Origin of the sequence: Rhizobium oryzicola, assembly GCF_030504645.1 — a bacterium.
Lineage (GTDB): Bacteria > Pseudomonadota > Alphaproteobacteria > Rhizobiales > Rhizobiaceae > Neorhizobium > Neorhizobium oryzicola.
Genome location: NZ_JAUKWQ010000001.1, coordinates 1,416,996 through 1,440,319, shown reverse-complemented (window position 1 = coordinate 1,440,319; position 23,324 = coordinate 1,416,996). Strand labels below are relative to the sequence as shown.

The window sequence follows — 23,324 nt, the reverse complement described above, 5'->3', positions numbered from 1 at the left end:
AGACGCAAATTGCACGCCAGATTATGAGACTTGGTTGCCGACTTGCATTTCTGGCCACCCAAGTGGGGCGGCCTGAAGAAGGATCTCGGCGCTGTCATGGCGCGAGCGTCGCACAACCGGGAAGACTTGGCGGGCGAATATCAGTCCCTGTCATGTTCGACACATGGAGAGCCATCCAGGCCGTCTTATCCTTTCCTGGAAAGAGGGCAAGGCGTCTTCGCCATGTCCGTACACCCCGGGGCCTATTGGAGATAGCCATGGATACCGCCGTCGATTTCACAAGCATCAATGCCGTCATCTCAGGCTTTGGAGACTATATCGGCCTGCCCGGTCTGCAACTCGATGACGACGGGCAATGCACCCTCTCCTTCGATGAGACCGTGCTGACCTTCCGCCACGATCGGGCGCGAGGCGGTCTTCTGCTGCAGGCCGAGATTACCGAAATTGCCGCTCAGGCCGATCCCAGCTTTTTCCGGCATGTCCTCGACGCCAACCGGATATCCGTACAGTTGGCGACTGGAACGCTGGCGATGGATGGCGACAGCCTGGTGTGGCTTGACCGCATCGCCGCCGAGGGCCTCACACAAGACAGTTTTCAAACGCATCTGCAAGCCGCTCTCGACCACATCGAATCCTGGAAGGCGTTGCTCGCCCATCCGGCCGATATCGGTAACGGCATTCCCCTGCCGACCCTTGCCGACGATCCGTCCGCCGAAGAGGCCAACAGCTCTCTCATCCTTCGCCCCTAACCTCTTGCGCGGCCATCAGCCCGAGATTGGAGTTTACGTCATGGTTGACATCCAAGTTTACCGCAATGCCGTCGCTGCCCATGGAACGCGCGGCCTGCTGCGTACGGACAGCAAATCACAAGAGGTCAAGACCTTTGCGACAAATCGCTTCTTCGGCAAGCTCGTCGCCTGGATCAAGAACCCGAAGGAAGGAACGACGAAGTACGAGTCGAACGAGCACACGAAGCAGGACTTTCTGAGGGCCATCGGGGAAAAATACGGGATCGCTTTCCAGGAAACCGTCACGAGCGAGGTTGAGGGGAAAAGCGGGAAGCCGCTATCTTTGCGGGTCGTGCGGCAGGTTCTGGAGCAAGGAGACCGAGTGGCGACGGACCCGGTTCGGCGAAACGAATTTAACCTCAACCACGTGTTCGCACCTCAACATCGCACATATTCCTGGCTGAAGGGTGCGCTCTGGAACGGTGTAACAGAATCCGGATTGCATAAGCATCTGGCAGCGATAGCCGGAGATTCATATAATGAAAAAGATAAATTTCTAAAAGAATGTGTATTTCCCTCAATTAAAGACGACGCGGCGGAAGCAATTCTTGCAGCTGGCCGCGATGGAAATGCGCAGCTGACATTCGAAGGCGGCACGCTACGCATAGATAATGTTCCAGTACAAAATATCGTGGACAAAGCCATCAAGGATTCGGGTATCTTTAAGCTGAAGCGCGAAGCGCTGGATGCCATCGATACCCTTCCCGCAACCGACGAGTCCAAATTGAGGGCCAAGACGATCGTCTTCGGTCTGACTGGCCACAATAAGGAAGGGTACTACCTACCTGAAAACCCCGCTGCAGACGTCATTGACATGATGAGGGGGGCGTTTTGGAACGAAAGCGGCTGGGACGCCATGAAAACCTACGTAAAGGAAGCGTTCAATATTGCGGCCGAAAGCAGCAGCGGCAGTCAGCTTGCTGCGGACAAAAATGCATTCTGCGAACAACTTTCCAGTGTGATTGCTCCGCTCGGGCCACACGTGACCTCAATTCTTGCAAAAGCACATCTAGCAAAATTGATAGGAAACTTCCGGGTCGAAGAGGTAAAAAACATATCCGCCTTCATAAAAGATCTCAGCAACGACCCGCCCCAGAACAATGAAAACCTTGGCGCGGTGCTCAAGGCCATTGAACCCATCCAGAACGCCGCAAGCCTTTGGGATCAATACGAGTAACCGCTTCGGCCTGGAGCCGACCAGAGCCTCGGGAGGTAAATCCGAGGCTCTATGCCAATAGGGCTATATGCGCATACGGTCCCGACCGGGGCCTCACCACCACTTGGCCGGCGTGAACGTGCCGGCTGCCTGCTCGATGACATGCGCCGTCTTGAACAGCGTCTCTTCCTCGAAGGGCTTGCCGATCAGCTGCAGGCCGAGCGGAAGGCCCTTGTGGTCGAGGCCGGCCGGCACGGAAATGCCCGGAAGGCCGGCCATGTTGAGCGTGATCGTGAAGACGTCCTGCAGGTACATCTTGACCGGATCGGCCGCCAGTTCCTTATCACCGATGGCGAAGGCGGAGGACGGCGTGATCGGCGCGAGGATCGCATCCACGCCCGCATGGAAGGCATCTTCGAAATCGCGCTTGATGAGTGTGCGCACCTTTTGAGCGCGCAGATAATAGGCGTCGTAATAGCCGGCAGAGAGCACATAGGTGCCCATCAGGATACGGCGTTGGACTTCCTTGCCGAAGCCTGCGGCACGGGTCTTCTCATACATGTCGGCAATGTCCTTGCCATCGACGCGCAGGCCGTAGCGAACGCCGTCATAGCGGGCAAGGTTGGAGGAGGCTTCGGCAGATGCAACGATGTAATAGGCAGGAAGCGCGTACTTCGTGTGCGGCAGAGAAATCTCCACGACTTCTGCACCGGCATCCTTCAGCCATTGCATGCCCTGACGCCACAGCGCCTCGATCTCCTCTGGCATGCCGTCAATACGATATTCCTTGGGGATACCGATCTTCATGCCCTTCAGAGATTGGCCAAGTGCTGCCTCATAGTCCGGTACGGCCACATCGACGGACGTGGTATCCTTGGCGTCAACGCTTGCCATGGTCTTCAAGAGGATGGCGGCATCGCGCACATCGCGCGCAATCGGGCCTGCCTGATCGAGCGAAGACGCGTAGGCGACAATGCCCCAGCGCGAGCAGCGGCCATAGGTCGGCTTGATGCCGACCGTGCCGGTGAAGGCTGCGGGCTGGCGGATGGAGCCGCCGGTATCGGTGGCGGTCGCGCCAGCGCAGAGATGCGCGGCAACCGCGGCGGCGGAACCACCAGAGGAACCGCCCGGAACCAGCTTCTCATCCGAACCCTTGGCCTTCCAGGGATTGACGGCGGGACCGTAATAGGAGCTCTCGTTGGAAGAGCCCATGGCAAACTCATCCATGTTGAGCTTGCCGAGCATGACGGCGCCCTCGTTCCAGAGGTTCTGCGTGACCGTCGATTCGTACTGCGGCTTGAAGCCGTCGAGGATATGGCTGCAGGCCTGGGTGTGGACGTCACGCGTCGCAAACAGGTCCTTCACGCCGAGCGGGATGCCTTCAAGCGCGCCAGCCTTGCCGTCAGACAGACGTTGATCGGAAGCCTTGGCCATCTCCAGAGCCTTGTCAGGCGTGACAGTCACATAGGCATTCAGCGCGCCATTGGCGGCATCGATCGCCTTCAGATAGCTTTCCGTCAATTCGACGGCCTTAATCTCGCGCGACTTCAGCTTGTCGCGGGCGGCTGCAATGGTGAGGCTTGTGAGTTCGGTCATGGTCTTTCGCGTGCGTTCGAGGGCTTATGGAGGCTGGAGACGGGCGGCTTGGATTAGCCGCTTACTCGACAACCTTCGGCACAAGGAAGAAATTCTGTTCGGCCACCGGCGCATTCGCCACGATGTCGGCGGCCTTGTCGCCATCATTCACGACATCGACGCGCTTCTTCATGGCCACAGGCGTGACCGATGTCATCGGCTCGACGCCGGTTACATCCACTTCGGACAATTGCTCGACGAAACCGAGGATACCATTGAGTTCCCCCGTCATGCGCTCCGCTTCCTCTTCGGTCACGGCAATACGGGCAAGGCGCGCAACGCGCTTTACTGTGGCGAGATCAACGGACATCAGGACTTCTCCGGCTGAATTTTCCTCCCGCTATAATGGCCGCGCCCCGGCTGCGCAACGGGTTAGCTCAGGAGAAACACTCCGGATCACCATGAGAGGCAGAAGCCGGGCACAATCGGCCCGGCTTTGAGGCAATCAAATCGACAGCGTCTGGCCGGGCTTCGGCGTCTCGACCTTGGTCTTCAGGCCTTCCATGCCCTTCACGAACTTTTCCGGCGTCGCATCGACGATCGGGAAAGAACCGTAGTGGCAGGGAATGGCGTGCTTGAAATCGAAGAAGCGCTGGCAGGCGAGCGCGGCCACCGCCCCGCCCATGGTGAAGCGGTCACCGATCGGCACAAGGCCGATATCCGGCTGGTGCAGTTCATTGATCAGGCCCATGTCGGTAAAGATATCCGTGTCACCCATATGCAGCAGGCTCGGCTCATCCTCGAAATGCAGCATCAGGCCGTTGGCATTGCCCAGCGAATGAGACACCCCGTCCTCGGAAATCTGCGCGGAAGAATGCAGCGCCTGGGTGAAGGTGGCGGTGAAGCCGCCGAGATGCACCGTGCCGCCCGTGTTGCCCATTTCGATCTTCTTCACGCCCTTGGAGCCCAGCCAGGCGGCAAGGTCCGCATTGGCAAGAACGGTGGCGCCCGTTTCAGCGGCGAGCGCGATGGTATCGCCCACATGGTCGCCATGGCCGTGGGTCAGCAAGATATGCGTGATGCCGTCAGCCACATCCTTGCGATCCTGACCCGAAAAGGCCGGATTGCCCGTCAGGAACGGGTCGATCAGAATCTTGGAATGGGCGGTTTCAATCCGGAAGGCCGCGTGGCCGAGCCAGGTGATCTTCATGGAAAATCTCCTCTGAGAGTGAGTGGATGCTGGTGGTAGGGCGCCTATCAACGCGCCTGGACGAATCTGAAACGAAGCTCTTCTATTACAACAAATGATAGCTCGCGGATCACTGGCGCGTGACTGCTTGCGTTAGACGTACATAGGTGCGACATCGCAGTGGAAAAGATCAGGGTGAGCATCCCTGCCAGCCGGAGATGACGACCGCATGACCATAATGACGATCGAGGAACTTTCCGAGGCACTTTCCCCCTCGCAGGCCATCGCCGGTCTCGATCTCGGAACCAAGACGATCGGGCTTGCCGTTTCAGATCTCGGTCGCCGCTTCGCCTCGCCCCGTCCCGTCATCAAGCGCGTCAAGTTTGGCAAGGATGCCGAAGTGCTGCTGGCCTTTGCGGAGAAGGAAAAAGTCGCCGCCTTCGTCATTGGCCTGCCCATGAACATGGATGGCTCCTCCGGCCCGCGCGTGCAGGCGACGCGCGCCTTCGTGCGCAGCATGTCGGAAAAGACGGACATTCCCTTCGTCTTCTGGGACGAGCGGCTTTCCACCGTTGCGGCTGAACGCGCGCTGCTGGAAATGGATGTGTCGCGCGCCAAGCGGGCCGAACGCATCGATTCGGCGGCTGCCAGCTTCATCCTTCAGGGCGCGCTGGACAGGCTCGTATCGCTGACCAGAACGTCCGGCTTCGGCGATACCGCGTGACGTTTGCGCCACCACGCGGCAATGGCGCGCCGCTTCCTGAAAAGTAGAATGCCAATCACGATCAGGCTGTCGAAGGCGACGGCACGGGCCACCATGGGCGGCAGGTCTTCCGGCGGAATGCCGAGAATGCTGCCATAGATCTGGAAGACGAGATCGTGCGTCTGGCGCGTCAGCATGAAGAAGCCGAAGCTCATGTCGTAGTAGGACAGCCAGTACCAACTGCCGAGCAAAGCGACCGGACCTGCCCACAGGATCAGAAACCACTTCATGCGGCCTCTCCTTGCATGGGCATGCCATCATCCAGCGACAGCACTGCCCAGCGCATCAGCGCCATGATGCTCAAGACCGTCGCCGGCACGGTAATATCCATCGCCAGGACGGAAAAGAATGCGACGGCTGACAGCAGCAACGCATAGGCTGAAATTCGGTTTCCCATTCGCGTCCAGCGCTTCCCGGATGGTTAACAGTTCGTTAACGCCAACTTAGGGTCTGGGGCCGCAAGAGCAACCAAAACCCCGCCCTATGGTTAACGGCGTGACCTTCACTGTGGAAAACAGAGGCTGTGATCAGCTGACGGCGGGGTAGAGAAGATCGACGATGTAGGAGGCATCGAAGCGGGAATCGAGCATGCCGTAGGTCGAGCGCCAGCCACCGGCCAGACGCGTTTCCAGGAAGGCATCGGCGATTTTCCCTGCGCCCAGGCGGAAAAGTTCGGCGGCACCGGCTGCAAGCGCCAGCTGCTCCACCAGCAGGCGGGCAGCCCCCTCATCCTTTTCGGCCAGCGCCATGGCGGCGCGCAGCACGTCGGTGGTCTTGCGGCCGGCGGGGCCGAGATCTTTCTCGATACCGCCCAGCACCATATCGAACAGGTCGCGTCCACGGGAGAGAACGCGCAGTACATCCAGCGCCATCACGTTGCCGGAGCCTTCCCATATCGCATTGACCGGGGCCTCGCGGTAATGGCGGGCAAGCGGGCGCTCTTCCACGTAGCCATTGCCACCCAGGCATTCCATCGCTTCATAGATCAGCGAAGGCGAAATCTTGCAGCACCAGTATTTGATGACCGGCGTCATCACTCGGGCATAAGCTGCGTCGCTCGGGCTGCTGGGTGCCTTGTCGAAGGCTTCTGCCAGACGATAGGCAAGTGCCGTGGCGGCCGCCACATCGAGCGCCATATCGGCCAGAACACGCGTCATCAACGGCTGGTCTATGAGGTTCTTGCCGAAAACGTTGCGGCCCCGGCAATGATGCACGGCTTCCGCCAGCGAGGCGCGCATGATGCCGGCAGAGGCCAGCGCGCAATCAAGGCGCGTCAGGGTCACCATGTCCATGATGGTGCGCACGCCGCCGCCCGGCTCGCCCAGCAGATAACCGAATGCGTCGGAAAACTCGACTTCGGACGAAGCGTTCGAGCGGTTACCGAGCTTGTCCTTCAGCCGCTGGAAGCGCAGGCCGTTGGCAGTTCCGTCTTCCAGAAGGCGCGGCACCAGGAAGCAGCCGAGCCCATCACTGGTCTGGGCCAGCATGATGAAGGCGTCGCTCATCGGCGCCGACATGAACCATTTGTGGCCGGACAAGCGATAGACCCCCTCGCCCACCCGCTCCGCGATCGAGCGGTTGGCGCGCACATCCGTGCCGCCCTGCTTTTCCGTCATGCCCATGCCAAGCGTGATGCCGCTCTTCTGGAAGGCCGGGCGGTTGGACGAATCATATTTGCGCGAAAGGACCCGCGGCACCCAGTCCTTGTGGACGCGCGGTGATGCCAGCATGGCCGCGACGGATGCGCTGGTCATGGTCAGCGGGCAGAGATGCCCGCATTCCAGCTGCGCGGTCAGATAGAAGCGGGCGGCGCGGGCGCGGTGCTGCGCATTGCGTGCCTCGGGAATGTTTTCCCAGATGGAGGAATGCAGGCCAGTTGCGGCGGAGCGCCGCATCAGCGCGTGCCAGGCGGGGTGAAATTCCACCGTATCCAGCCGCTCACCGCGTGGTCCATGGGTGCGCAGCTTCGGCGGACTTTCATTCGCCATGCGCGCCAGTTCCTGCGCCTCGGGCGAAGTCACATACCGGCCGAGCGCATCAAATTCCTCGCGCAGAACGCGGTGAAGACCCGCCGTCAGATCCACCATCAGCGGGTCTGTGCGGTAGGCGTTGATACCGGACCAGAGACTTGGCTGGTTCAGCTCGTTGAAGGTGTCGTCGGTCCGGGTCATCTGATTCATGGGATGCTTCTAATCGAATTTTTCGCAAATTGCATGGGGATCTCGGATTCTCCTCGAAAGCATCCGCTTGCCGTGCCCGTCTGCTGTCTCTATAGACCGCGTGATCATAGCGGAGGACATTTTCGTGGTCTTCTTTCCCCACCGCCATCTCCTCGGCATCAAGGGCCTGACGGAGCAGGATATTACCTTTCTTCTCGACAAGGCCGACGAAGCGGTCAAGATTAGTCGTCAAAGAGAGAAGAAAACATCGACCCTCCGGGGCCTGACACAAATCAATCTCTTCTTCGAAGCCTCGACCCGGACGCAATCCTCCTTCGAGCTGGCGGGCAAACGTCTCGGCGCCGATGTGATGAACATGTCGGTCGGCAACTCTTCGGTCAAGAAGGGCGAGACGCTGATCGACACGGCTATGACGCTGAATGCCATGCGGCCGGATGTTCTCGTCATCCGCCACTCCTCCGCCGGTGCCGCCGCCCTGCTCGCGCAGAAGGTGGCCTGCTCGGTGGTGAATGCAGGCGACGGCCAGCACGAGCACCCGACCCAGGCGCTGCTTGATGCACTCACCATCCGCCGCGCCAAGGGGAAGCTCTCGCGCATCATCGTGGCGATCTGCGGCGATGTGCTGCACTCGCGGGTGGCACGCTCCAACATCCTGCTGCTGAACGCCATGGGCGCGCGCGTGCGGGTCGTTGCCCCCTCCACGCTCCTGCCCTCCGGCATCGCTGAGATGGGCGCAGAGGTCTACCACTCCATGGAAGAGGGCCTGAAGGATGCGGACGTGGTGATGATGCTGCGCCTGCAGCGCGAGCGCATGTCCGGCGCCTTCGTGCCGTCGGTGCGCGAATATTTCCACTTCTACGGTCTCGATGCGGAAAAGCTCAAGGCTGCAAAGGAAGATGCGCTTGTGATGCATCCCGGCCCCATGAACCGCGGCGTGGAAATCGCCTCGGAAGTCGCCGACGGCCCGCAGAGCGTGATCGAAAGCCAGGTGGAAATGGGTGTCGCGGTGCGCATGGCCGTGATGGAAGCGCTGCTGGTTTCCCAGAACCAGGGCCCGAGAAGTGAGGGATTTGGCGCATGACACAGCCACTTGTCCTGAAGAATGTCCGCATCATCGACCCGTCGCGCCAGCTGGACGAGGTCGGTACGATTATTGTCGGCGAAGACGGCCGCATCCTGGCAAGCGGTCGCGATGCGCAGAACCAGGGTACACCTGAAGGCGCCAAGGTGCGCGATGGCCAGGGCCTCGTTGCGGCACCGGGCCTGGTCGATGCCAAGGTTTTTGTCGGAGAACCCGGCAACGAACATCGCGAGACGATCGAGTCCGCCAGCCGTGCGGCAGCAGCCGGCGGCGTAACCAGCTTCATCATGATGCCCGATACCGATCCGGTTCTCGATGACATCGCCCTGATCGAATTCGTGAAGAAGACGGCCCGCGACAAGGCGGTCGTCAACGTGCATCCGGCAGCCGCGCTGACCCGTGGGCTGAAGGGCGAGGAGATGACCGAGATCGGGCTGCTTCGCCTGTCCGGCGCGGTTGCCTTCACCAATGGCCATCATGGTCTGGCGGACACGCAGGTGCTTCGTCGTGCTATGACCTATGCACGGGAGTTCGACGCAGTCATTTCGCTGGAAACGCGTGACCCTTATCTCGCCGTCAACGGCGTCATGAACGAGGGGCTGCTTGCGAGCTGGCTCGGTCTTTCCGGCTCGCCGCGCGAAGCGGAAATCATTCCGCTGGAGCGCGATCTGAGAATCGCTGGCCTGACGGGCGCGAAATATCACGCCGCCCAGATTTCCGTTCCGCAATCTGCGGAGGCGATCCGCACGGCCCGCCAGCGCGGCGCTAAAGCCACCTGCGGCATCTCGATCAATCATCTGTCGCTCAACGAGAACGACATCGGCGAATATCGCACCTTCTTCAAGCTGTCGCCGCCGCTTCGCTCGGAAGATGACCGACAGGCCATGGTCGACGCGCTGGCGGACGGGACGATCGATATCATCGTCTCCTCGCATGATCCGCAGGATGTTGATACCAAGCGCCTGCCCTTCGCTGATGCCGCGGATGGTGCGATCGGACTGGAGACCATGCTGGCGGCGGCTCTTCGCCTGCACCATTCCGGCCAGGTGCCGCTGTTGCGCCTTATCGACGCCATGTCGACGCGGCCCGCCCAGATCTTCGGGCTGGATGCAGGCACGCTGAAGCCGGGCGCGAAAGCCGATATCACGCTGATCGATCTCGATGAGCCGTGGATCGTCTCGGCGAAGCAATTGCTTTCCCGCTCGAAGAATACGCCCTTCGAGGATGCGCGCTTCAGCGGCCGCGCGGTGGCGACCTATGTGGCCGGCAAACCGGTCTTCGACCTGGCGTGAGCGGATGATCCAAGGGGTGGGACATGACTGAACTCTTTCACTGGCAAATCACGCTGCCGATCGCGGCTGCCGCGCTGGCGCTCGGCTACCTGCTCGGCTCCATTCCCTTCGGTCTGCTTCTGACAAAGGCTGCCGGTCTCGGCGATATCCGTTCGATCGGTTCCGGCAATATTGGCGCCACCAACGTGCTGCGCACCGGCAACAAGAAGCTTGCTGCAGCGACCCTGCTGCTCGACGCGTTCAAGGCCACGGCTGGAGCCGTGCTGGCGGCAGCCCTTTGGGGCCCGGAAGCGGGCATCCTCGGCGGCTTTGCTGCCTTCATCGGCCACCTCTTCCCGGTCTGGCTCGGCTTCAAGGGCGGCAAGGGCGTCGCGACCTATATCGGCACGCTACTGGGTGTGGCTCCCGCCATGGTGCTGGTCTTTGCACTGGTCTGGCTCTCGGTCGCTAAGCTCAGCCGCTATTCCTCGCTGTCCGCCCTCGTCGCCATGCTTGTCATTCCGGTTGCATTATGGATTATTAGTGCAGAAAAGGTTGCAATCGCCATGGCCATCATGACGATCATCTCCTACTGGAAGCATAAGGCAAACATCGAGCGGCTGATCAACGGCACGGAAAGCAAGATCGGCCAGAAGGGATAAGGACCAAGATGACGGTTGCCGGAGCGGGTCGAAAGGGAATCGCGCTCACGGACCGTCAGAGGATCGCCTGGCTGCGGCTGATCCGCAGCGACAATGTCGGCCCCTCCACCTTCCGCGATCTCATCAACCATTTCGGCACCGCCGAGGCAGCACTCGCCGCCCTTCCGGATCTTTCCCTTCGTGGTGGTGCGATGCGCGCCATCCGCATCGCCAGCGTGGATGATGCGGAGCGCGAATTGGATATGGCGCACCGCATGGGTGCCCGGTTTGTCGGCATCGGTGAGCCGGATTATCCCCCTGCACTTCGCCAGATCGAAGCGGCCCCGCCACTGATTGCGGTGAAGGGCAATCTCTCCGTCACAAGCCAGCCATCCGTCGGCATTGTCGGATCGCGCAATGCATCGATCAGCGGCGCGAAATTCGCGGCTATGATCGCGCGCGATGCTGGGCGCGCTGGATATTCTGTCACCTCAGGTCTTGCACGCGGCATCGATACCGCAGCCCACCGAGCGAGCCTTGAGACGGGTACCATCGCCGTTCTGGCGGGAGGCCTGGACAAACCCTACCCGCCCGAGAACCTTGGCCTTCTGGATGAATTGACGCACGGCAACGGCATTGCGGTGAGCGAAATGCCATTTGGCTGGGAGCCCCGCGCACGCGACTTTCCCCGCCGTAACCGCTTGATCGCCGGTGTTTCCCTTGGCGTCGTCGTCATCGAGGCGGCAAAGCGGTCCGGTTCGTTGATTACGGCGCGCATAGCGGCTGACTTCGGGCGTCTGGTGTTTGCCGTTCCCGGCTCACCGCTGGATCCACGCTGCGCCGGAACGAACGGATTGCTGAAGCAGGGCGCGATCGTCACCACAGGCGCAGATGACGTGCTGCAGGCGCTCGCCCCGATTTCCCAACTGGATCTGTTCGATATGTCTCAGGCAGAAGAACCACCTTCGGAACGGTCTCCCTCTTCCATGCCGCTGCCGGATGACGATGCACGCGCCCTCATCGCACAGGCGCTCGGGCCGACACCGGTTGAAGTCGATGACGTGATCCGCCACACGGAACTCCCAGCTGCAATGGTCTATCTCGTCCTGCTGGAACTAGACCTTGCCGGCCGCCTACACCGACACATGGGCGGACTTGTCTCGCTGTCTATGGAGTGATGGCGAAGCGGTCGAATGCCCAATCGGCAGCCTGTTTTTGCACCTACTCCTGCGGCACCAGGCCTAAATCTATAGATGCAATAGCGCCAAACAAGCGCATTGATTGCATTTGCATCTTGAGAACAAATTGAGCTATGCCCTCTTGACCATAGACAAAACGCCCTCCATGTCGGGAGGTCAGATTTCAGGGCCGCGTTCAATCCTGCCGCAGCCCCACGCTTCAGAGAACAAATATGAATGTCGTTGTCGTAGAATCTCCGGCCAAGGCCAAGACCATCAATAAATATCTTGGCCCGGGTTATAAGGTTCTCGCCTCCTTTGGCCATGTTCGCGACCTTCCTGCAAAGGACGGATCGGTGCTTCCCGACCAGGACTTTGAAATGTCCTGGGAGGTTGATGGCGCATCAGCCAAGCGCATGAAGGATATTGCCGACGCCGTGAAGGGCTCGGACGGACTGTTTCTCGCGACCGACCCGGATCGCGAGGGCGAGGCGATTTCCTGGCACGTGCTCGATCTTCTCAAGAAGAAGAAGGTCATCGGCGACAAGCCGGTCAAGCGCGTGGTGTTCAACGCTATCACCAAGAAGGCCGTGCTGGATGCCATGGCCAATCCGCGTGATATCGACACGCCGCTGGTCGATGCCTATCTCGCGCGCCGCGCACTGGACTATCTCGTCGGTTTCAACCTGTCACCTGTCCTGTGGCGCAAGCTGCCGGGTGCCCGCTCCGCCGGTCGGGTGCAGTCGGTGGCGCTTCGTCTCGTCTGCGACCGCGAAAGCGAAATCGAACGTTTCGTCTCCGAAGAATACTGGAACATTTCGGCGCTTCTGAAAACGCCGCGCGGCGACGAGTTCGAAGCCAAGCTGGTGTCTGCGGATGGCAAGCGCCTGCAGAACCGCGCGATCAAGACAGGCGATGACGCCAACCGCCTGAAGGCGGTGCTCGATGGCGCGGCCTATATGGTCGATACCGTCGAAGCCAAGCCGGTCAAGCGCAATCCCGGCCCGCCCTTCACCACCTCGACACTGCAGCAGGCCGCTTCCTCCAATCTCGGTTTCTCGGCCTCGCGTACCATGCAGGTGGCCCAGAAGCTCTATGAGGGTATCGATATCGGCGGCGAGACGGTCGGTCTCATCACCTATATGCGTACCGATGGCGTGCAGATGGCGCCGGAAGCGATCGATGCGGCCCGTCGCGCGATCGGTGACCAGTTCGGTGATCGCTACCTGCCGGAAAAGCCCCGCTTCTATTCCACCAAGGCCAAGAACGCGCAGGAAGCCCACGAAGCAATCCGCCCGACCGATTTCAGCCGCTCACCCGACAAGGTGCGCCGTTACCTGGATTCGGATCAGATCCGTCTCTACGAACTTGTCTGGAAGCGCGGCATTGCCAGCCAGATGGCCTCGGCCGAAATGGAGCGCACCACCGTCGAGATCGCAGCCGTCAACGGCGGCGATCGCGCGGGCCTGCGCGCCGTCGGCTCCGTGGTTCGCTTCGACGGCTTCCTGGCCGCTTATGTCGACAGCCGCGAGGACGGTGAAGCCGGCGAGGATGACGAGGATGGTCGCCTGCCGGAAATCAATGCGCGCGAGAAGCTGGACAAGAACAAGGTGAATGCCAGCCAGCACTTCACCGAGCCGCCGCCACGTTATTCCGAAGCCTCGCTGATCAAGAAGATGGAAGAGCTCGGCATCGGCCGCCCGTCCACCTATGCCGCCACATTGAAGACGCTGAGCGACCGCGAATACATCGTTGTCGAGAAGCGCAAGCTCGTGCCGCATTCCAAGGGCCGCCTTGTCACGGCGTTTCTCGAAAACTTCTTCACGAAGTATGTGGAATACGACTTCACGGCCGATCTCGAGGAAAAGCTCGACCGCATCTCCGCCGGTGAGCTCAACTGGAAACAGGTTCTGCGCGATTTCTGGCAGGATTTCTTTGCCCAGATCGAGGACACCAAGGAACTGCGCGTCACGAACGTGCTGGATGCCCTGAACGAGGCGCTGGCGCCGCTCGTCTTCCCGAAGCGCGAAGATGGCAGCGATCCGCGCATCTGCCAGGTGTGCGGCACCGGCAACCTGTCGCTGAAGCTTGGCAAGTATGGCGCCTTCGTCGGCTGCTCCAACTATCCGGAGTGCAACTACACGCGCCAGCTTTCGGGCGATGGCGCGGAAGCGGAAGCCAGCGGCCTCAACGAACCGAAGGCGCTCGGCACCGATCCGATGACCGGCGAGGAACTCACCCTACGCTCCGGTCGTTTCGGACCCTATATCCAACGCGGTGACGGCAAGGAAGCCAAGCGGTCCTCGCTGCCACGCGGCTGGAAGCCCGAAGATATCGACCACGAGAAGGCGCTGGCGCTGATCAACCTGCCGCGTGACATCGGCAAGCATCCGGAAACGGGCAAGATGATTTCCGCCGGCATCGGGCGCTATGGACCGTTCATCCTGCATGACGGCACTTATGCGAATCTCGAAAGCGTGGAGGATGTCTTCACCATCGGCCTTAATCGTGCTGTCACGGTTCTGGCCGAGAAGCAGAGCAAGGGTCCGGCCCGTGGCCGCTCGACGCCTGCGGCGCTGAAGGAGCTCGGCGAGCACCCGCAAGGTGGGGCGATTACCGTTAGGGAAGGTCGCTATGGACCTTACGTGAACTGGGGCAAGGTGAATGCCACCCTGCCCAAGGGCAAGGACCCGCAAAGCGTCACCGTCGAGGAAGCGCTGGCCCTGATCAACGAGCGGGCCGAAAAGGCCCCTGCGGCGAAGGGCAAGGCGAAGGCGACCAAGACGGCAAAGTCCGCCAAGTCGGATGATGCCGGTGAGGCGAAGACCGCCAAGAAAACCAAAACTGCGGCCAAGCCGAAGGCCACCGCAGCCAAGACAAAGAAGAAGACGGACACGTGACGAAAGAACCGCGCGAAGGCAGACATCAAAAGGCGACCAGCCGCACATCAACCCCTCGCGCGGGCAAGGCAGTGATCAAGGAATCCCCTGCAATCGTGCAGGGCTTCCTGCCCCCGCGCGAGATCCTGCTGGAATTCATCGCCGACAATCCCGACCGCTCCAACAAGCGCGAGATTGCCAAGGCCTTCGGGCTGAAGGGCGAAGCGCGCGTGGAACTGCGGGACCTGCTGCGCGACCTCGAAGACGAGGGGCTGCTGCAGAAGAGCCGCAAGGGCCTGGCACGTCCAGGCGCCCTGCCGCCGATGACGCTTCTCGACATCACCACCCGCACGACGGACGGCCAGTTGATTGCCCGCCCGAGCGAATGGCCGGAAGATGCGGGCGTTGCACCGGCTGTTCTGGTGCGCCAATCCTCGGATGCGCGTGGCAAGGGCAAGGCGCCTGCTGCAAACCTCGGCGACCGGGTGCTTGCGAAGATCTTCCCGGCCAAGGAAAAAGGCGGCCCTGCCTATACGGCGCGCGTGGTCAAGATCATCGACAAGCTGAAGAATGCGGCCTTGGGCGTCATTCGCGTGCTGCCTGACGGTGATGCCCGCCTGATGCCCATCGACCGACGCGGCGAGGAAATGCAGATCAGCAGGCAAGATCTCGGCGACGCCAAGGATGGCGACCTGATCGAGGCCGATGTGGTGCGCGGTCGCTTCGGCCTGCCCCGTGCCAAGGTTCTGACTGTCTTGGGATCGGTCGCGACCGAAAAGGCGATCTCGATGATCGCGATCTACGCACATGGCATTCCGCATGTGTTCCCGGCACAGGTGATGGAAGCCGCAGCAGCCGCCAAGCCTGCCAGCATGGTGAAGCGCGAGGACTGGCGGGACGTGCCGCTCGTCACCATCGACCCGGCAGATGCGAAGGACCATGACGACGCCGTCTATGCCGAACCGGACCCCTCGCCCGACAACGAAGGTGGCGTGATCGTCACCGTCGCGATCGCCGATGTTTCCTATTACGTCCGTACCGGGTCTGCGCTCGATCGTGAGGCGCTGAAGCGCGGCAACTCGGTCTATTTCCCCGATCGCGTCGTGCCCATGCTGCCGGAGCGGATCTCCAACGACCTCTGCTCGCTCCGGGAAGGCGAAGACCGTCCGGCGATTGCCGTGCGCATGGTGTTTTCCAGGGAAGGCCGCAAAGGGAGCCACACCTTCCATCGCATTATGATGAAGAGTGCGGCCAAGCTCTCCTACCAACAGGCGCAGGCGGCCATCGACGGCAAGCCTGACGACAAGACCGGCCCGCTGCTGGAGCCGATCCTGAAGCCGCTGTGGCGCGCCTATGAGATCATGAAGCGGGGCCGCGACCGCCGCCAGCCGCTGGAACTCGACATGCCCGAACGCAAGATCGTGCTGAAGCCTGACGGCACCGTCGATCGCGTCTTCGTGCCGGAGCGGCTGGATGCGCACAAGCTCATCGAAGAGATGATGATCCAGGCAAACGTCGCCGCCGCCGAGACGCTGGAGAAGAAGCGGCAACCGCTGATCTACCGCGTGCATGATGCGCCGTCGCTGTCCAAGCAGGAGAGCTTGCGCGAATTTCTGGCGACGCTCGGCATTGCCATGGCCAAGGGCGGGCAGCTGCGCTCCAACTCGTTCAACGGCATTCTGGCCAAGGCGGAAGATACGCCGCACCAGACCATGGTCAACGAGATGGTGCTGCGCAGCCAGAGCCAGGCGATCTACAGCCCCGAGAATATCGGCCACTTCGGCCTGAACCTCCTGAAGTACGCCCACTTCACCTCGCCGATCCGCCGCTATGCCGACCTGATCGTGCATCGCGCGCTGGTCGGTTCGCTGGGTCTTGGCGAAGGCGCCATCACGCCGGAGGAGGAAGCGCAGCTCGATGATATTGCGGCGGAAATCTCCACCTTCGAGCGCCGCGCCATGGCGGCAGAACGGGACACAATCAACCGCCTGATCGCGCACCATCTGGCGGGCCGCGTCGGCGAGGAGTTCGAGGGCCGTGTTGCGGGCGTGACCAAGGCGGGACTATTTGTCGCCCTCCCCACCTATGGTGCAGATGGCTTTGTGCCCGTATCTACGTTGGGCAGCGACTACTTCATCTATGACGAGAGCCGACAGGCCTTGATCGGCGAGAAGCACGGCCTGGGCTATCAGTTGGGTGATCCGGTCGATGTCCGGCTGGCAGAAGCCATTCCGCTGGCGGGTGCCCTGCGCTTCGAGATGCTGAGCGAAGGCCGCAAGATGGGGATCGCCACCCGATCCTTCCACAAGGCGGGACGGCGCGAGCGGCGAAGCGGCCGTGCCCAGCCCGGAACACGACCGCCCAGACGCGGCCGGTAGGAGACAAGCAATGACAGGTCGCCCTGATGCAGCAGTTTCCAAAACGAGTCCTGTTCGCTATGGCGGGCAGGATGATGCGGAAAGGCCGCTCGGCAGATCGATCAAGCGCGGCCTGCTGAACAGATGTCCGCATTGCGGGGAAGGCAGGCTGTTTCGTGCCTTCCTGAAGCCTGTCGATGCGTGTGCGTTCTGCGGCGAGGACATGCACCATCAGCGCGCAGATGATCTGCCCCCCTACCTGGTCATCTTCATCATCGGCCATGTGACCGTTGGTGGCTACATGATGACCGACCTGGTGTGGAACATCTCCATGTGGGCACATCTCGCCATCTGGGTGCCGATCACGGTGCTGCTTGCCTTCGGCACGATCCAGCCTATCAAGGGTGGCGTGATCGGGCTGCAATGGGCGCTGCGGATGCATGGCTTCGGCGGCCATGACGAGGACACCGATCCCGGACGGGGCGGTCCAATCGAATGACGGGCATGAGCAGCCAGGATACGAAGCGGCTGTCATCAGTGCAGACGCAGGCGAAACCTCGTTTGCGCCCGCGCGCCTCGGCTTCGCTCATCCTGATCGACCGGTCTGGCACCTCGCCCACCGTGCTGGTCGGCAAGCGCAGCAGCGGCCATGTCTTCATGCCGGACCTTTATGTCTTTCCGGGAGGCCGTAGGGATCCACGCGATCACGCCCTGCCCTATTCCCGAGACCTCGACCGGCGTGTGCTGACCCAGTTGCTCGCGAAAGCCGGAACGCGCCTGACACCGAACGGTGCTCGCGCGCTCGCCTTGGCAGCCATCAGAGAATTGCGGGAGGAAACGGGCCTCATCTTTGGCTCCGCTCAGAGCCCCAAGACAGGCGCGCCAGATCTTTCCTGTCTCCGCCTGATCGCGCGGGCTGTCACTCCACCAGGTGCTATCAGACGTTTCGACAACCGTTTTTTCGCCACCTTTGTCGATGAAGCCGCAATCGATCCTTCCGCCCTCGCTGATAGCAGCGAGTTGCAGGACCTACGCTGGATATCGATTTTCGACCTTTCCAACCTGAAAATGCCGGAGATTACGCTCGCCGTGCTCAACGAGTTGAAAATTTTACTTGAGTCCGATCCATCTTTACCGTTTGGAAGCGCCGTGCACATCTACTCAAGGCGCGACACCGGCTTCGTGCGCACTCGGCTGTAGGCAATGGATTCATACTCGAAGGAAAAGCAGATGTCTCAGCCGGATGGTGGCACCAACGGCCATGTCGAAGAGATCCATTGGCCTTCCCTGGTCGCAGCCATATCCGCCATCAGCGCGGTCGGAATCGCTATAGGCCTCGGCCTGCCACTGCTCAGCATCATTCTGGAAAAGCGTGGTATCTCCTCCACGCTGATTGGCCTGAACTCAGCCATGGCCGGTGTTGCGGCCATGATCGCCGCACCGATCACCACCCGTATCGCCCATAGCCTCGGCGTGGCGAGAACTATGCTGTGGGCTGTCGTCATTTCCGCCGTCAGCGCGCTCGGCTTCTACTATGCCGAAGCCTTCTGGATGTGGTTTCCGCTGCGCCTCGCCTTCCACGGTGCCACCACAACGCTATTCATTCTGTCAGAGTTCTGGATCAATGCCGCCGCGCCGCCGAAACGACGTGGGCTGGTTCTCGGCATCTATGCGACCGTGCTGGCCGTCGGCTTTGCGATCGGACCGCTCATCTTCTCTGCGATCGGCAGCGAGGGCCTGCTGCCCTTTGCCATCGGCGCCTGTGCCATCATGCTTGCGTTCATACCCATCTTCGTTGCACGCGGAGAAAGCCCCGTATTGGATGAGAAGCCGCAGCAGCACTTCCTGCGCTATATTTTCCTTGTGCCGACCGCCACGGCTGCGGTGTTCGTTTTTGGCGCAACGGAAGTGGGCGGTCTCTCCCTCTTTCCGATCTATGCCAGCCGCTCAGGCATGCCGGAGGCGGAAGCTGCGGCGCTGCTGACGGTAATGGGAGTTGGCAACATGGTGTTCCAGATCCCGTTCGGTATGATTTCCGACCGTCTGAAAGACCGGCGTCCGATGCTGTTCATGATGGCCGTGGCGGGGCTCTGCGGATCGATCATACTGCCCCACCTGATGCATAACTGGTGGCTGATGGCGTCCATGCTGCTGGTCTGGGGTGGCTGCGTCTCCGGCCTCTACACTGTGGGCCTCGCGCATCTCGGCTCGCGACTCACCGGTGCCGACCTCGCAGCCGCCAATGCCGCCTTCGTTTTTTGCTATGCCGTGGGCACCGTGGCCGGTCCGCAAGCGATTGGTGCCGCCATCGATATCAGCGGAAACAGCGGCTTTGCCTGGGCCTTGGCGGGCTTCTTCGGCGCTTATGTGCTGATATCCCTGGGCCGAACGCTTTTCCGGTCAGAACGGACTTGACTTTTCGGGCGCGATTTGTAGTTTCGCGCCAGATTTCGCTGCGGACTGCGCTCGGGCGTCCGCGGCTTGATTTTTATTTAGAGGCAGGAAGACCATGGCGAAAGCTACGACCATCAAGATCAAGCTGCTGTCGACGGCCGATACTGGCTTCTTCTACGTCACGACGAAGAACAGCCGTACGATGACGGACAAGATGACGAAGACCAAGTACGACCCGATTGCAAAGAAGCATGTCGAGTTCAAGGAAACGAAGATCAAGTAATCTTCGGATCCATCGATCATCGCAAAAGGCGCGGCGCCCCGGCTCCGCGCCTTTTGCGATTCAGGATTGTAGCCGCTCCTCTCCAGCGCAGAGGCCCCTACCGACTACATCCAAAACGTGTGCTAATCTGATACAGTCAAATTTACGTCAACCACCCGTGAGGCGGCCGATCAGGTCATATTTGACCGGCGGGAAGAGATCTCAAGTGAGGGCGATGAAAGCCGTGAAAGCGCCGCCCTAAAGGCAACTGTCGCACAAGAATTGATCATTTGCAGAGATTTGGGGGTCGGCCGATACGCAAGAGCGGCACGAGGAACCACTTTAATCTGCGTATCGACCGACCGACCCCACGACCCAGGAGATGCGGCGGACCTGAGCATCATGGGGTATCACTGTTCCGAAGAACATATTCCGTACGGTCAAACTCGCGTAAAACCGCGAGAAAATCAACCTAATCTTAACTAGGTCACCAATTTGCGTGAGACATGGTTAAAACCAGAGGCGCAAACTACAGTTGAATTAGGTGTTTCTGGGCTGGACTAGGGTTAGCCATTAACATTTGATAATAATGTATCGGATTTGACTACCCTATTCTTTCATTCCACGAATCAGCGCCCCCGCAGCAACGACCATCGTGGCCGAATTGTCGGCACCGCGCGCTGGCATCGCAGCTACTTAGCCTTTACATGAAACAGATGGAGTGGCGGTGTGATCCGATCAGGCCGCCGCAGCGACAACACGATTGCGGCCGCTGCTCTTTGCTTCATACAGAGCGCGGTCGGCCTGCTTCAGCAATTGTTCGGGCGTTTCCACCCCTTCCACATTGCTGGCGATGCCCATGGAGGCGGTGATATTGAGGCTGAGCCGGGCATGGGCAAGTTCGAAGGGGCTGCCTTCGATGATGGAGCGAAGGCGCTCGGCAATCGCAGCGGCCTGGCCTGGATCGGTATCAGGCATGACGACGACGAACTCCTCGCCGCCATAGCGACAGGCGAGATCGGCCCCGCGCACGGTCGTGCGGATGCGGCGGGCGAATTCCTTCAGCACTTCATCGCCGGCATCATGCCCATAGGTGTCGTTGACATGCTTGAAGCGATCGATGTCCGTGATGCAGACAGAGAGTGAGCGTCCGCGCGCAGCGGCTCGGTTGAACAGCGTCTTGAGATGATTGTCGAGGTAACGTCGATTGTGCAGGCCGGTCAGACCGTCGGTCACCGCCAGCTCGATGGTCTGGCGAACGCTCAGCCGCAGGCGGTCATTGTAACGCTTGCGCTTGATCTGCGTGAGCGTGCGCGCCACCAATTCGTTCGGATCTATAGGGCGCAGGATATAGTCGTTGACGCCGAGATCGAGCGCACGGATCACGAAATCCTCATCTCCTGTTTCCGCCACGACGAGCAGCGGCAGCAGGCGCGTACGCTCCAGCAGGCGCAGTTGCGCGCAAAGGCGCAAGGGATCATAGTCGTCACCGGAGCCATTCACGATCACAAGGTCGACCGGCGTCTCGGCAGCTTCGAAAAGTGCCGCCTGTGGGTCAGACATGGCAATGACATCGGCAATCGGCTTCAGCGCCTTGATGATCCGCTCCTGAGAGCTCGCGCGGCCATCGACCAGAAGCACCTGCCCTGGCCCTTCCAGGCCATCGAGTTTCAACATGTCGTCCACACCGATGGTGCGCGCCGTCTCCGCGCGGATGCGCAGCTCGTCACTCAGCGCCTTCAGGCGAACAAGACTCTTCACGCGTGATACAAGCTGAAGATCGTTGACCGGCTTTGTCAGAAAGTCATCCGCACCGGCTTTTAGACCACGTACGCGGTCCGCCGGCTGGTCCAGTGCCGTCACCATCACGACGGGGATATGGGCGGTGCGTGGATTGGATTTCAGGCGCTCGCAAACCTCGAAGCCGTCAATGCCTGGCATCATGACATCGAGCAGAATGATATCCACATGCGTGCTGTCAACGATCTCAAGCGCGCGGAAGCCGTTCTCGGCTGTCAGCACGTCGAAATATTCGGCAAGGAGACGCGCTTCCAGCAGCTTCACATTGGCCGGAATATCGTCGACTACCAGGATCCTTGCCGTCATATCCGTCTCTCGCTCAGGCGTCGCCCAGATAGGTCTTGATGGTTTCGATGAATTTCGGAACCGAGATGGGCTTGGAGACATAGGCTTCACAGCCGCCCTGCCGTATCCGTTCTTCATCCCCCTTCATGGCAAAGGCCGTGACGGCGATGACCGGGATGACATGCAATTCGTCATCCTCCTTCAGCCATTTGGTGACCTCAAGCCCTGACACCTCAGGCAGCTGGATATCCATCAGGATCAGGTCCGGACGGTGCTGGCGGGCAAGGTCAAGCGCTTCCATGCCGTTGCGGGTCTGGATCGTCGTGTAGCCGGAAGCTTCAATCAGATCGCGGAAGAGCTTCATGTTCAGCTCGTTGTCTTCGACAATCATCACCCTCTTGGGCATTACGCTTCCTCAAATCCTGCCTTGCAAGCCGATATCAGGCATATAAGCTCGCACTACGGCCGATTCCATAATTCGGTAAACGGAAGTCTAGGGCGATTTGGTTGAAGAAAAGGTAATATTCTGCGTCATGCCTCCTTATCATACGACCAAAACGGCACTTTTACCGAAACCGGATGAAACCGCCGCCGCAATCCTTCAATGGCTCGCCAACGATCTGGACATGCTGGGCCGCTTCCTGGCGATCTCGGGCATGCAACCGAACCAGCTTCGGGGTGCCATCAATGATCCCGGTTTCTTGGCCGGCATGATCGATTTCGTCATGGGGCACGAGCCGACGTTGATGGCCTTCTGCGAGGCAAGCGAATGGAAACCGGAAGCGGTCGTGGCCGCCTGGCACCATTATTCCGGCCCCGGTCTCGGTTCTGGAGAATATTGATGGGCGAGATTCTTGACCTTGCCCATGTGCGACTGACTGACCGGCCGCTGGCCGTTTGCGACGTGGATGATGTGGTGCTTGAATTCTTCGCACCATTTCAGCTCTATCTGGAAAGTCTCGGTCACCGCTTTCTGCCGCGCTCCTTCCGTCTGCACGGTAACATCGTGTCTGCGACGGACGAAACCCCCGTGGAAGATGTCCGTGTGAGCCAGTTGATCCTGGACTTCTTCGAGGCACAGGAAGCCTGGCAAACGCCGACAACAGATGCCATTGCCGCCCTGAAACGGATTGGCGCGGAGGCTGATGTCGTCTTCCTCACCGCCATGCCGCCCCGCTATACGCAGATCCGTCGCAGGTTGCTCGATAGTCTCGACCTGACCTTTCCGCTTCTCGCGACCGAAGAGCCCAAGGGGCCTGTGGTGCGGGAACTGCACGGCGAACGCGACCTGCCCGTCGCCTTCATTGACGACATGGCGCATAATCTGCATTCGGTGGGCGAACATGTGCCAGAATGCCTTTTGATCCAGATGGTGCCGCCGCTCGACATCCACAAGCTCGCGCCTCCCGCCGCGCCGCATGTGGTGCGCGTGGGTGACTGGACTGCGGCCAGCCAGCATATCGACAGCCATTTTACGGGAACAGGTGCAAAAGCCTGAATGATCTGAAGCGCCTACTTGTGAGGT

23 protein-coding genes are annotated in these 23,324 nt (G+C 60.5%); 15 read left to right on the top strand and 8 right to left on the bottom strand.

The annotated features are described in order from the left end of the window. Nucleotides 1-257 precede the first annotated feature (257 nt). On the top strand, nt 258-749 hold the full coding sequence (locus Q2T52_RS07160; protein WP_302075954.1) for a CesT family type III secretion system chaperone: 492 nt from the start codon (nt 258-260) through the stop codon (nt 747-749). 40 nt (nt 750-789) lie between these two features. Beyond that, nucleotides 790-1,965, top strand: coding sequence for a hypothetical protein (locus Q2T52_RS07155; RefSeq protein ID WP_302075953.1), 1,176 nt, complete (start codon nt 790-792; stop codon nt 1,963-1,965). A 93-nt stretch (nt 1,966-2,058) separates the two neighbouring features. Here the strand turns inward: Q2T52_RS07155 and gatA are convergent, their stop codons facing one another. The 3 genes from gatA to Q2T52_RS07140 form a co-directional block, all read right to left on the bottom strand. After that, nucleotides 2,059-3,540 carry an Asp-tRNA(Asn)/Glu-tRNA(Gln) amidotransferase subunit GatA gene (gatA, locus tag Q2T52_RS07150; protein WP_302075952.1) on the bottom strand — a complete coding sequence of 494 codons (1,482 nt, stop codon included), beginning with the start codon at nt 3,538-3,540 and terminating at the stop codon, nt 2,059-2,061. A gap of 61 nt (nt 3,541-3,601) precedes the next feature. Beyond that, on the bottom strand, nt 3,602-3,889 hold the full coding sequence (gatC, locus tag Q2T52_RS07145) for an Asp-tRNA(Asn)/Glu-tRNA(Gln) amidotransferase subunit GatC (protein ID WP_302075951.1): 288 nt from the start codon (nt 3,887-3,889) through the stop codon (nt 3,602-3,604). A 135-nt stretch (nt 3,890-4,024) separates the two neighbouring features. After that, entirely contained in the window at nt 4,025-4,729 is a 705-nt protein-coding gene (locus tag Q2T52_RS07140) for a metal-dependent hydrolase (RefSeq protein WP_302075950.1), read from the bottom strand. Nucleotides 4,730-4,937: 208 nt separating this feature from the next. On the opposite strand from Q2T52_RS07140, the gene ruvX reads away from it, so the two are divergent. Next, entirely contained in the window at nt 4,938-5,432 is a 495-nt protein-coding gene (ruvX, locus tag Q2T52_RS07135; protein WP_302075949.1) for a Holliday junction resolvase RuvX, read from the top strand. Here ruvX and Q2T52_RS07130 read toward each other — a convergent pair. From Q2T52_RS07130 to Q2T52_RS07120, 3 genes are all read right to left on the bottom strand, one after another. Further along, on the bottom strand, nt 5,369-5,701 hold the full coding sequence (locus tag Q2T52_RS07130) for a DUF6105 family protein (RefSeq protein WP_302075948.1): 333 nt from the start codon (nt 5,699-5,701) through the stop codon (nt 5,369-5,371). The two genes, ruvX and Q2T52_RS07130, sit on opposite strands and share 64 nt — an antisense overlap. Beyond that, the gene (locus tag Q2T52_RS07125) at nt 5,698-5,868 is read right to left on the bottom strand and encodes a hypothetical protein (RefSeq protein WP_302075947.1); all 171 of its coding nucleotides are present in this window, start codon (nt 5,866-5,868) and stop codon (nt 5,698-5,700) included. The genes Q2T52_RS07130 and Q2T52_RS07125 overlap by 4 nt, the downstream gene beginning before the upstream one ends. A gap of 130 nt (nt 5,869-5,998) precedes the next feature. Next, nucleotides 5,999-7,651 (bottom strand): acyl-CoA dehydrogenase family protein, encoded by a 1,653-nt coding sequence (locus Q2T52_RS07120; RefSeq protein ID WP_302075946.1) that lies wholly within the window; start codon nt 7,649-7,651, stop codon nt 5,999-6,001. Between the two features lie 124 nt (nt 7,652-7,775). Between Q2T52_RS07120 and Q2T52_RS07115 the strand changes: the two genes are divergently transcribed. From Q2T52_RS07115 to rpmG, 10 genes are all read left to right on the top strand, one after another. Continuing rightward, complete coding sequence (locus Q2T52_RS07115) at nt 7,776-8,732, top strand: aspartate carbamoyltransferase catalytic subunit (protein ID WP_302075945.1); 957 nt, start codon at nt 7,776-7,778, stop codon at nt 8,730-8,732. After that, nucleotides 8,729-10,024, top strand: coding sequence for a dihydroorotase (locus Q2T52_RS07110; RefSeq protein WP_302075944.1), 1,296 nt, complete (start codon nt 8,729-8,731; stop codon nt 10,022-10,024). The genes Q2T52_RS07115 and Q2T52_RS07110 overlap by 4 nt, the downstream gene beginning before the upstream one ends. A gap of 23 nt (nt 10,025-10,047) precedes the next feature. Then, nucleotides 10,048-10,665, top strand: coding sequence for a glycerol-3-phosphate 1-O-acyltransferase PlsY (plsY, locus tag Q2T52_RS07105; RefSeq protein ID WP_302075943.1), 618 nt, complete (start codon nt 10,048-10,050; stop codon nt 10,663-10,665). An 8-nt stretch (nt 10,666-10,673) separates the two neighbouring features. Further along, nucleotides 10,674-11,822, top strand: coding sequence for a DNA-processing protein DprA (gene dprA, locus Q2T52_RS07100; RefSeq protein WP_302075942.1), 1,149 nt, complete (start codon nt 10,674-10,676; stop codon nt 11,820-11,822). Between the two features lie 233 nt (nt 11,823-12,055). Further along, the gene (topA, locus tag Q2T52_RS07095) at nt 12,056-14,722 is read left to right on the top strand and encodes a type I DNA topoisomerase (RefSeq protein WP_302075941.1); all 2,667 of its coding nucleotides are present in this window, start codon (nt 12,056-12,058) and stop codon (nt 14,720-14,722) included. Continuing rightward, complete coding sequence (gene rnr, locus Q2T52_RS07090) at nt 14,719-17,079, top strand: ribonuclease R (RefSeq protein WP_436799495.1); 2,361 nt, start codon at nt 14,719-14,721, stop codon at nt 17,077-17,079. The genes topA and rnr overlap by 4 nt, the downstream gene beginning before the upstream one ends. Nucleotides 17,080-17,089: 10 nt before the next feature. Beyond that, nucleotides 17,090-17,557 (top strand): DUF983 domain-containing protein, encoded by a 468-nt coding sequence (locus Q2T52_RS07085; protein WP_302075940.1) that lies wholly within the window; start codon nt 17,090-17,092, stop codon nt 17,555-17,557. A gap of 5 nt (nt 17,558-17,562) precedes the next feature. Beyond that, nucleotides 17,563-18,258, top strand: a complete 696-nt coding sequence (locus Q2T52_RS07080) for an NUDIX hydrolase (protein WP_302075939.1) — start codon at nt 17,563-17,565, stop codon at nt 18,256-18,258. Nucleotides 18,259-18,288: 30 nt separating this feature from the next. Further along, nucleotides 18,289-19,473 carry an MFS transporter gene (locus Q2T52_RS07075; RefSeq protein ID WP_302075938.1) on the top strand — a complete coding sequence of 395 codons (1,185 nt, stop codon included), beginning with the start codon at nt 18,289-18,291 and terminating at the stop codon, nt 19,471-19,473. A 94-nt stretch (nt 19,474-19,567) separates the two neighbouring features. Beyond that, nucleotides 19,568-19,735, top strand: coding sequence for a 50S ribosomal protein L33 (rpmG, locus tag Q2T52_RS07070; protein ID WP_003587245.1), 168 nt, complete (start codon nt 19,568-19,570; stop codon nt 19,733-19,735). Between the two features lie 717 nt (nt 19,736-20,452). Here the strand turns inward: rpmG and Q2T52_RS07065 are convergent. Further along, the gene (locus Q2T52_RS07065) at nt 20,453-21,820 is read right to left on the bottom strand and encodes a PleD family two-component system response regulator (protein WP_302075937.1); all 1,368 of its coding nucleotides are present in this window, start codon (nt 21,818-21,820) and stop codon (nt 20,453-20,455) included. Nucleotides 21,821-21,833: 13 nt separating this feature from the next. Then, the gene (locus tag Q2T52_RS07060; RefSeq protein ID WP_302075936.1) at nt 21,834-22,205 is read right to left on the bottom strand and encodes a response regulator; all 372 of its coding nucleotides are present in this window, start codon (nt 22,203-22,205) and stop codon (nt 21,834-21,836) included. A 127-nt stretch (nt 22,206-22,332) separates the two neighbouring features. Here Q2T52_RS07060 and Q2T52_RS07055 point away from each other — a divergent pair, with 127 nt between their 5' ends. Further along, nucleotides 22,333-22,641 (top strand): DUF3572 domain-containing protein, encoded by a 309-nt coding sequence (locus Q2T52_RS07055; RefSeq protein WP_302075935.1) that lies wholly within the window; start codon nt 22,333-22,335, stop codon nt 22,639-22,641. Next, nucleotides 22,641-23,297, top strand: coding sequence for a hypothetical protein (locus tag Q2T52_RS07050; RefSeq protein ID WP_302075934.1), 657 nt, complete (start codon nt 22,641-22,643; stop codon nt 23,295-23,297). The genes Q2T52_RS07055 and Q2T52_RS07050 overlap by 1 nt, the downstream gene beginning before the upstream one ends. The last annotated feature ends 27 nt before the right edge of the window (nt 23,298-23,324 follow it).

Coding starts and splice junctions, on each gene's coding strand:
- Q2T52_RS07160 (WP_302075954.1), top strand. CDS start 258: ATGGATACCGCCGTCGATTTCACAAGCATCAATGCCGTCATCTCAGGC.
- Q2T52_RS07155 (WP_302075953.1), top strand. CDS start 790: ATGGTTGACATCCAAGTTTACCGCAATGCCGTCGCTGCCCATGGAACG.
- gatA (WP_302075952.1), bottom strand. CDS start 3,540: ATGACCGAACTCACAAGCCTCACCATTGCAGCCGCCCGCGACAAGCTG.
- gatC (WP_302075951.1), bottom strand. CDS start 3,889: ATGTCCGTTGATCTCGCCACAGTAAAGCGCGTTGCGCGCCTTGCCCGT.
- Q2T52_RS07140 (WP_302075950.1), bottom strand. CDS start 4,729: ATGAAGATCACCTGGCTCGGCCACGCGGCCTTCCGGATTGAAACCGCC.
- ruvX (WP_302075949.1), top strand. CDS start 4,938: ATGACCATAATGACGATCGAGGAACTTTCCGAGGCACTTTCCCCCTCG.
- Q2T52_RS07130 (WP_302075948.1), bottom strand. CDS start 5,701: ATGAAGTGGTTTCTGATCCTGTGGGCAGGTCCGGTCGCTTTGCTCGGC.
- Q2T52_RS07125 (WP_302075947.1), bottom strand. CDS start 5,868: ATGGGAAACCGAATTTCAGCCTATGCGTTGCTGCTGTCAGCCGTCGCA.
- Q2T52_RS07120 (WP_302075946.1), bottom strand. CDS start 7,651: ATGAATCAGATGACCCGGACCGACGACACCTTCAACGAGCTGAACCAG.
- Q2T52_RS07110 (WP_302075944.1), top strand. CDS start 8,729: ATGACACAGCCACTTGTCCTGAAGAATGTCCGCATCATCGACCCGTCG.
- plsY (WP_302075943.1), top strand. CDS start 10,048: ATGACTGAACTCTTTCACTGGCAAATCACGCTGCCGATCGCGGCTGCC.
- dprA (WP_302075942.1), top strand. CDS start 10,674: ATGACGGTTGCCGGAGCGGGTCGAAAGGGAATCGCGCTCACGGACCGT.
- topA (WP_302075941.1), top strand. CDS start 12,056: ATGAATGTCGTTGTCGTAGAATCTCCGGCCAAGGCCAAGACCATCAAT.
- Q2T52_RS07085 (WP_302075940.1), top strand. CDS start 17,090: ATGACAGGTCGCCCTGATGCAGCAGTTTCCAAAACGAGTCCTGTTCGC.
- Q2T52_RS07080 (WP_302075939.1), top strand. CDS start 17,563: ATGAGCAGCCAGGATACGAAGCGGCTGTCATCAGTGCAGACGCAGGCG.
- Q2T52_RS07075 (WP_302075938.1), top strand. CDS start 18,289: ATGTCTCAGCCGGATGGTGGCACCAACGGCCATGTCGAAGAGATCCAT.
- rpmG (WP_003587245.1), top strand. CDS start 19,568: ATGGCGAAAGCTACGACCATCAAGATCAAGCTGCTGTCGACGGCCGAT.
- Q2T52_RS07065 (WP_302075937.1), bottom strand. CDS start 21,820: ATGACGGCAAGGATCCTGGTAGTCGACGATATTCCGGCCAATGTGAAG.
- Q2T52_RS07060 (WP_302075936.1), bottom strand. CDS start 22,205: ATGCCCAAGAGGGTGATGATTGTCGAAGACAACGAGCTGAACATGAAG.
- Q2T52_RS07055 (WP_302075935.1), top strand. CDS start 22,333: ATGCCTCCTTATCATACGACCAAAACGGCACTTTTACCGAAACCGGAT.
- Q2T52_RS07050 (WP_302075934.1), top strand. CDS start 22,641: ATGGGCGAGATTCTTGACCTTGCCCATGTGCGACTGACTGACCGGCCG.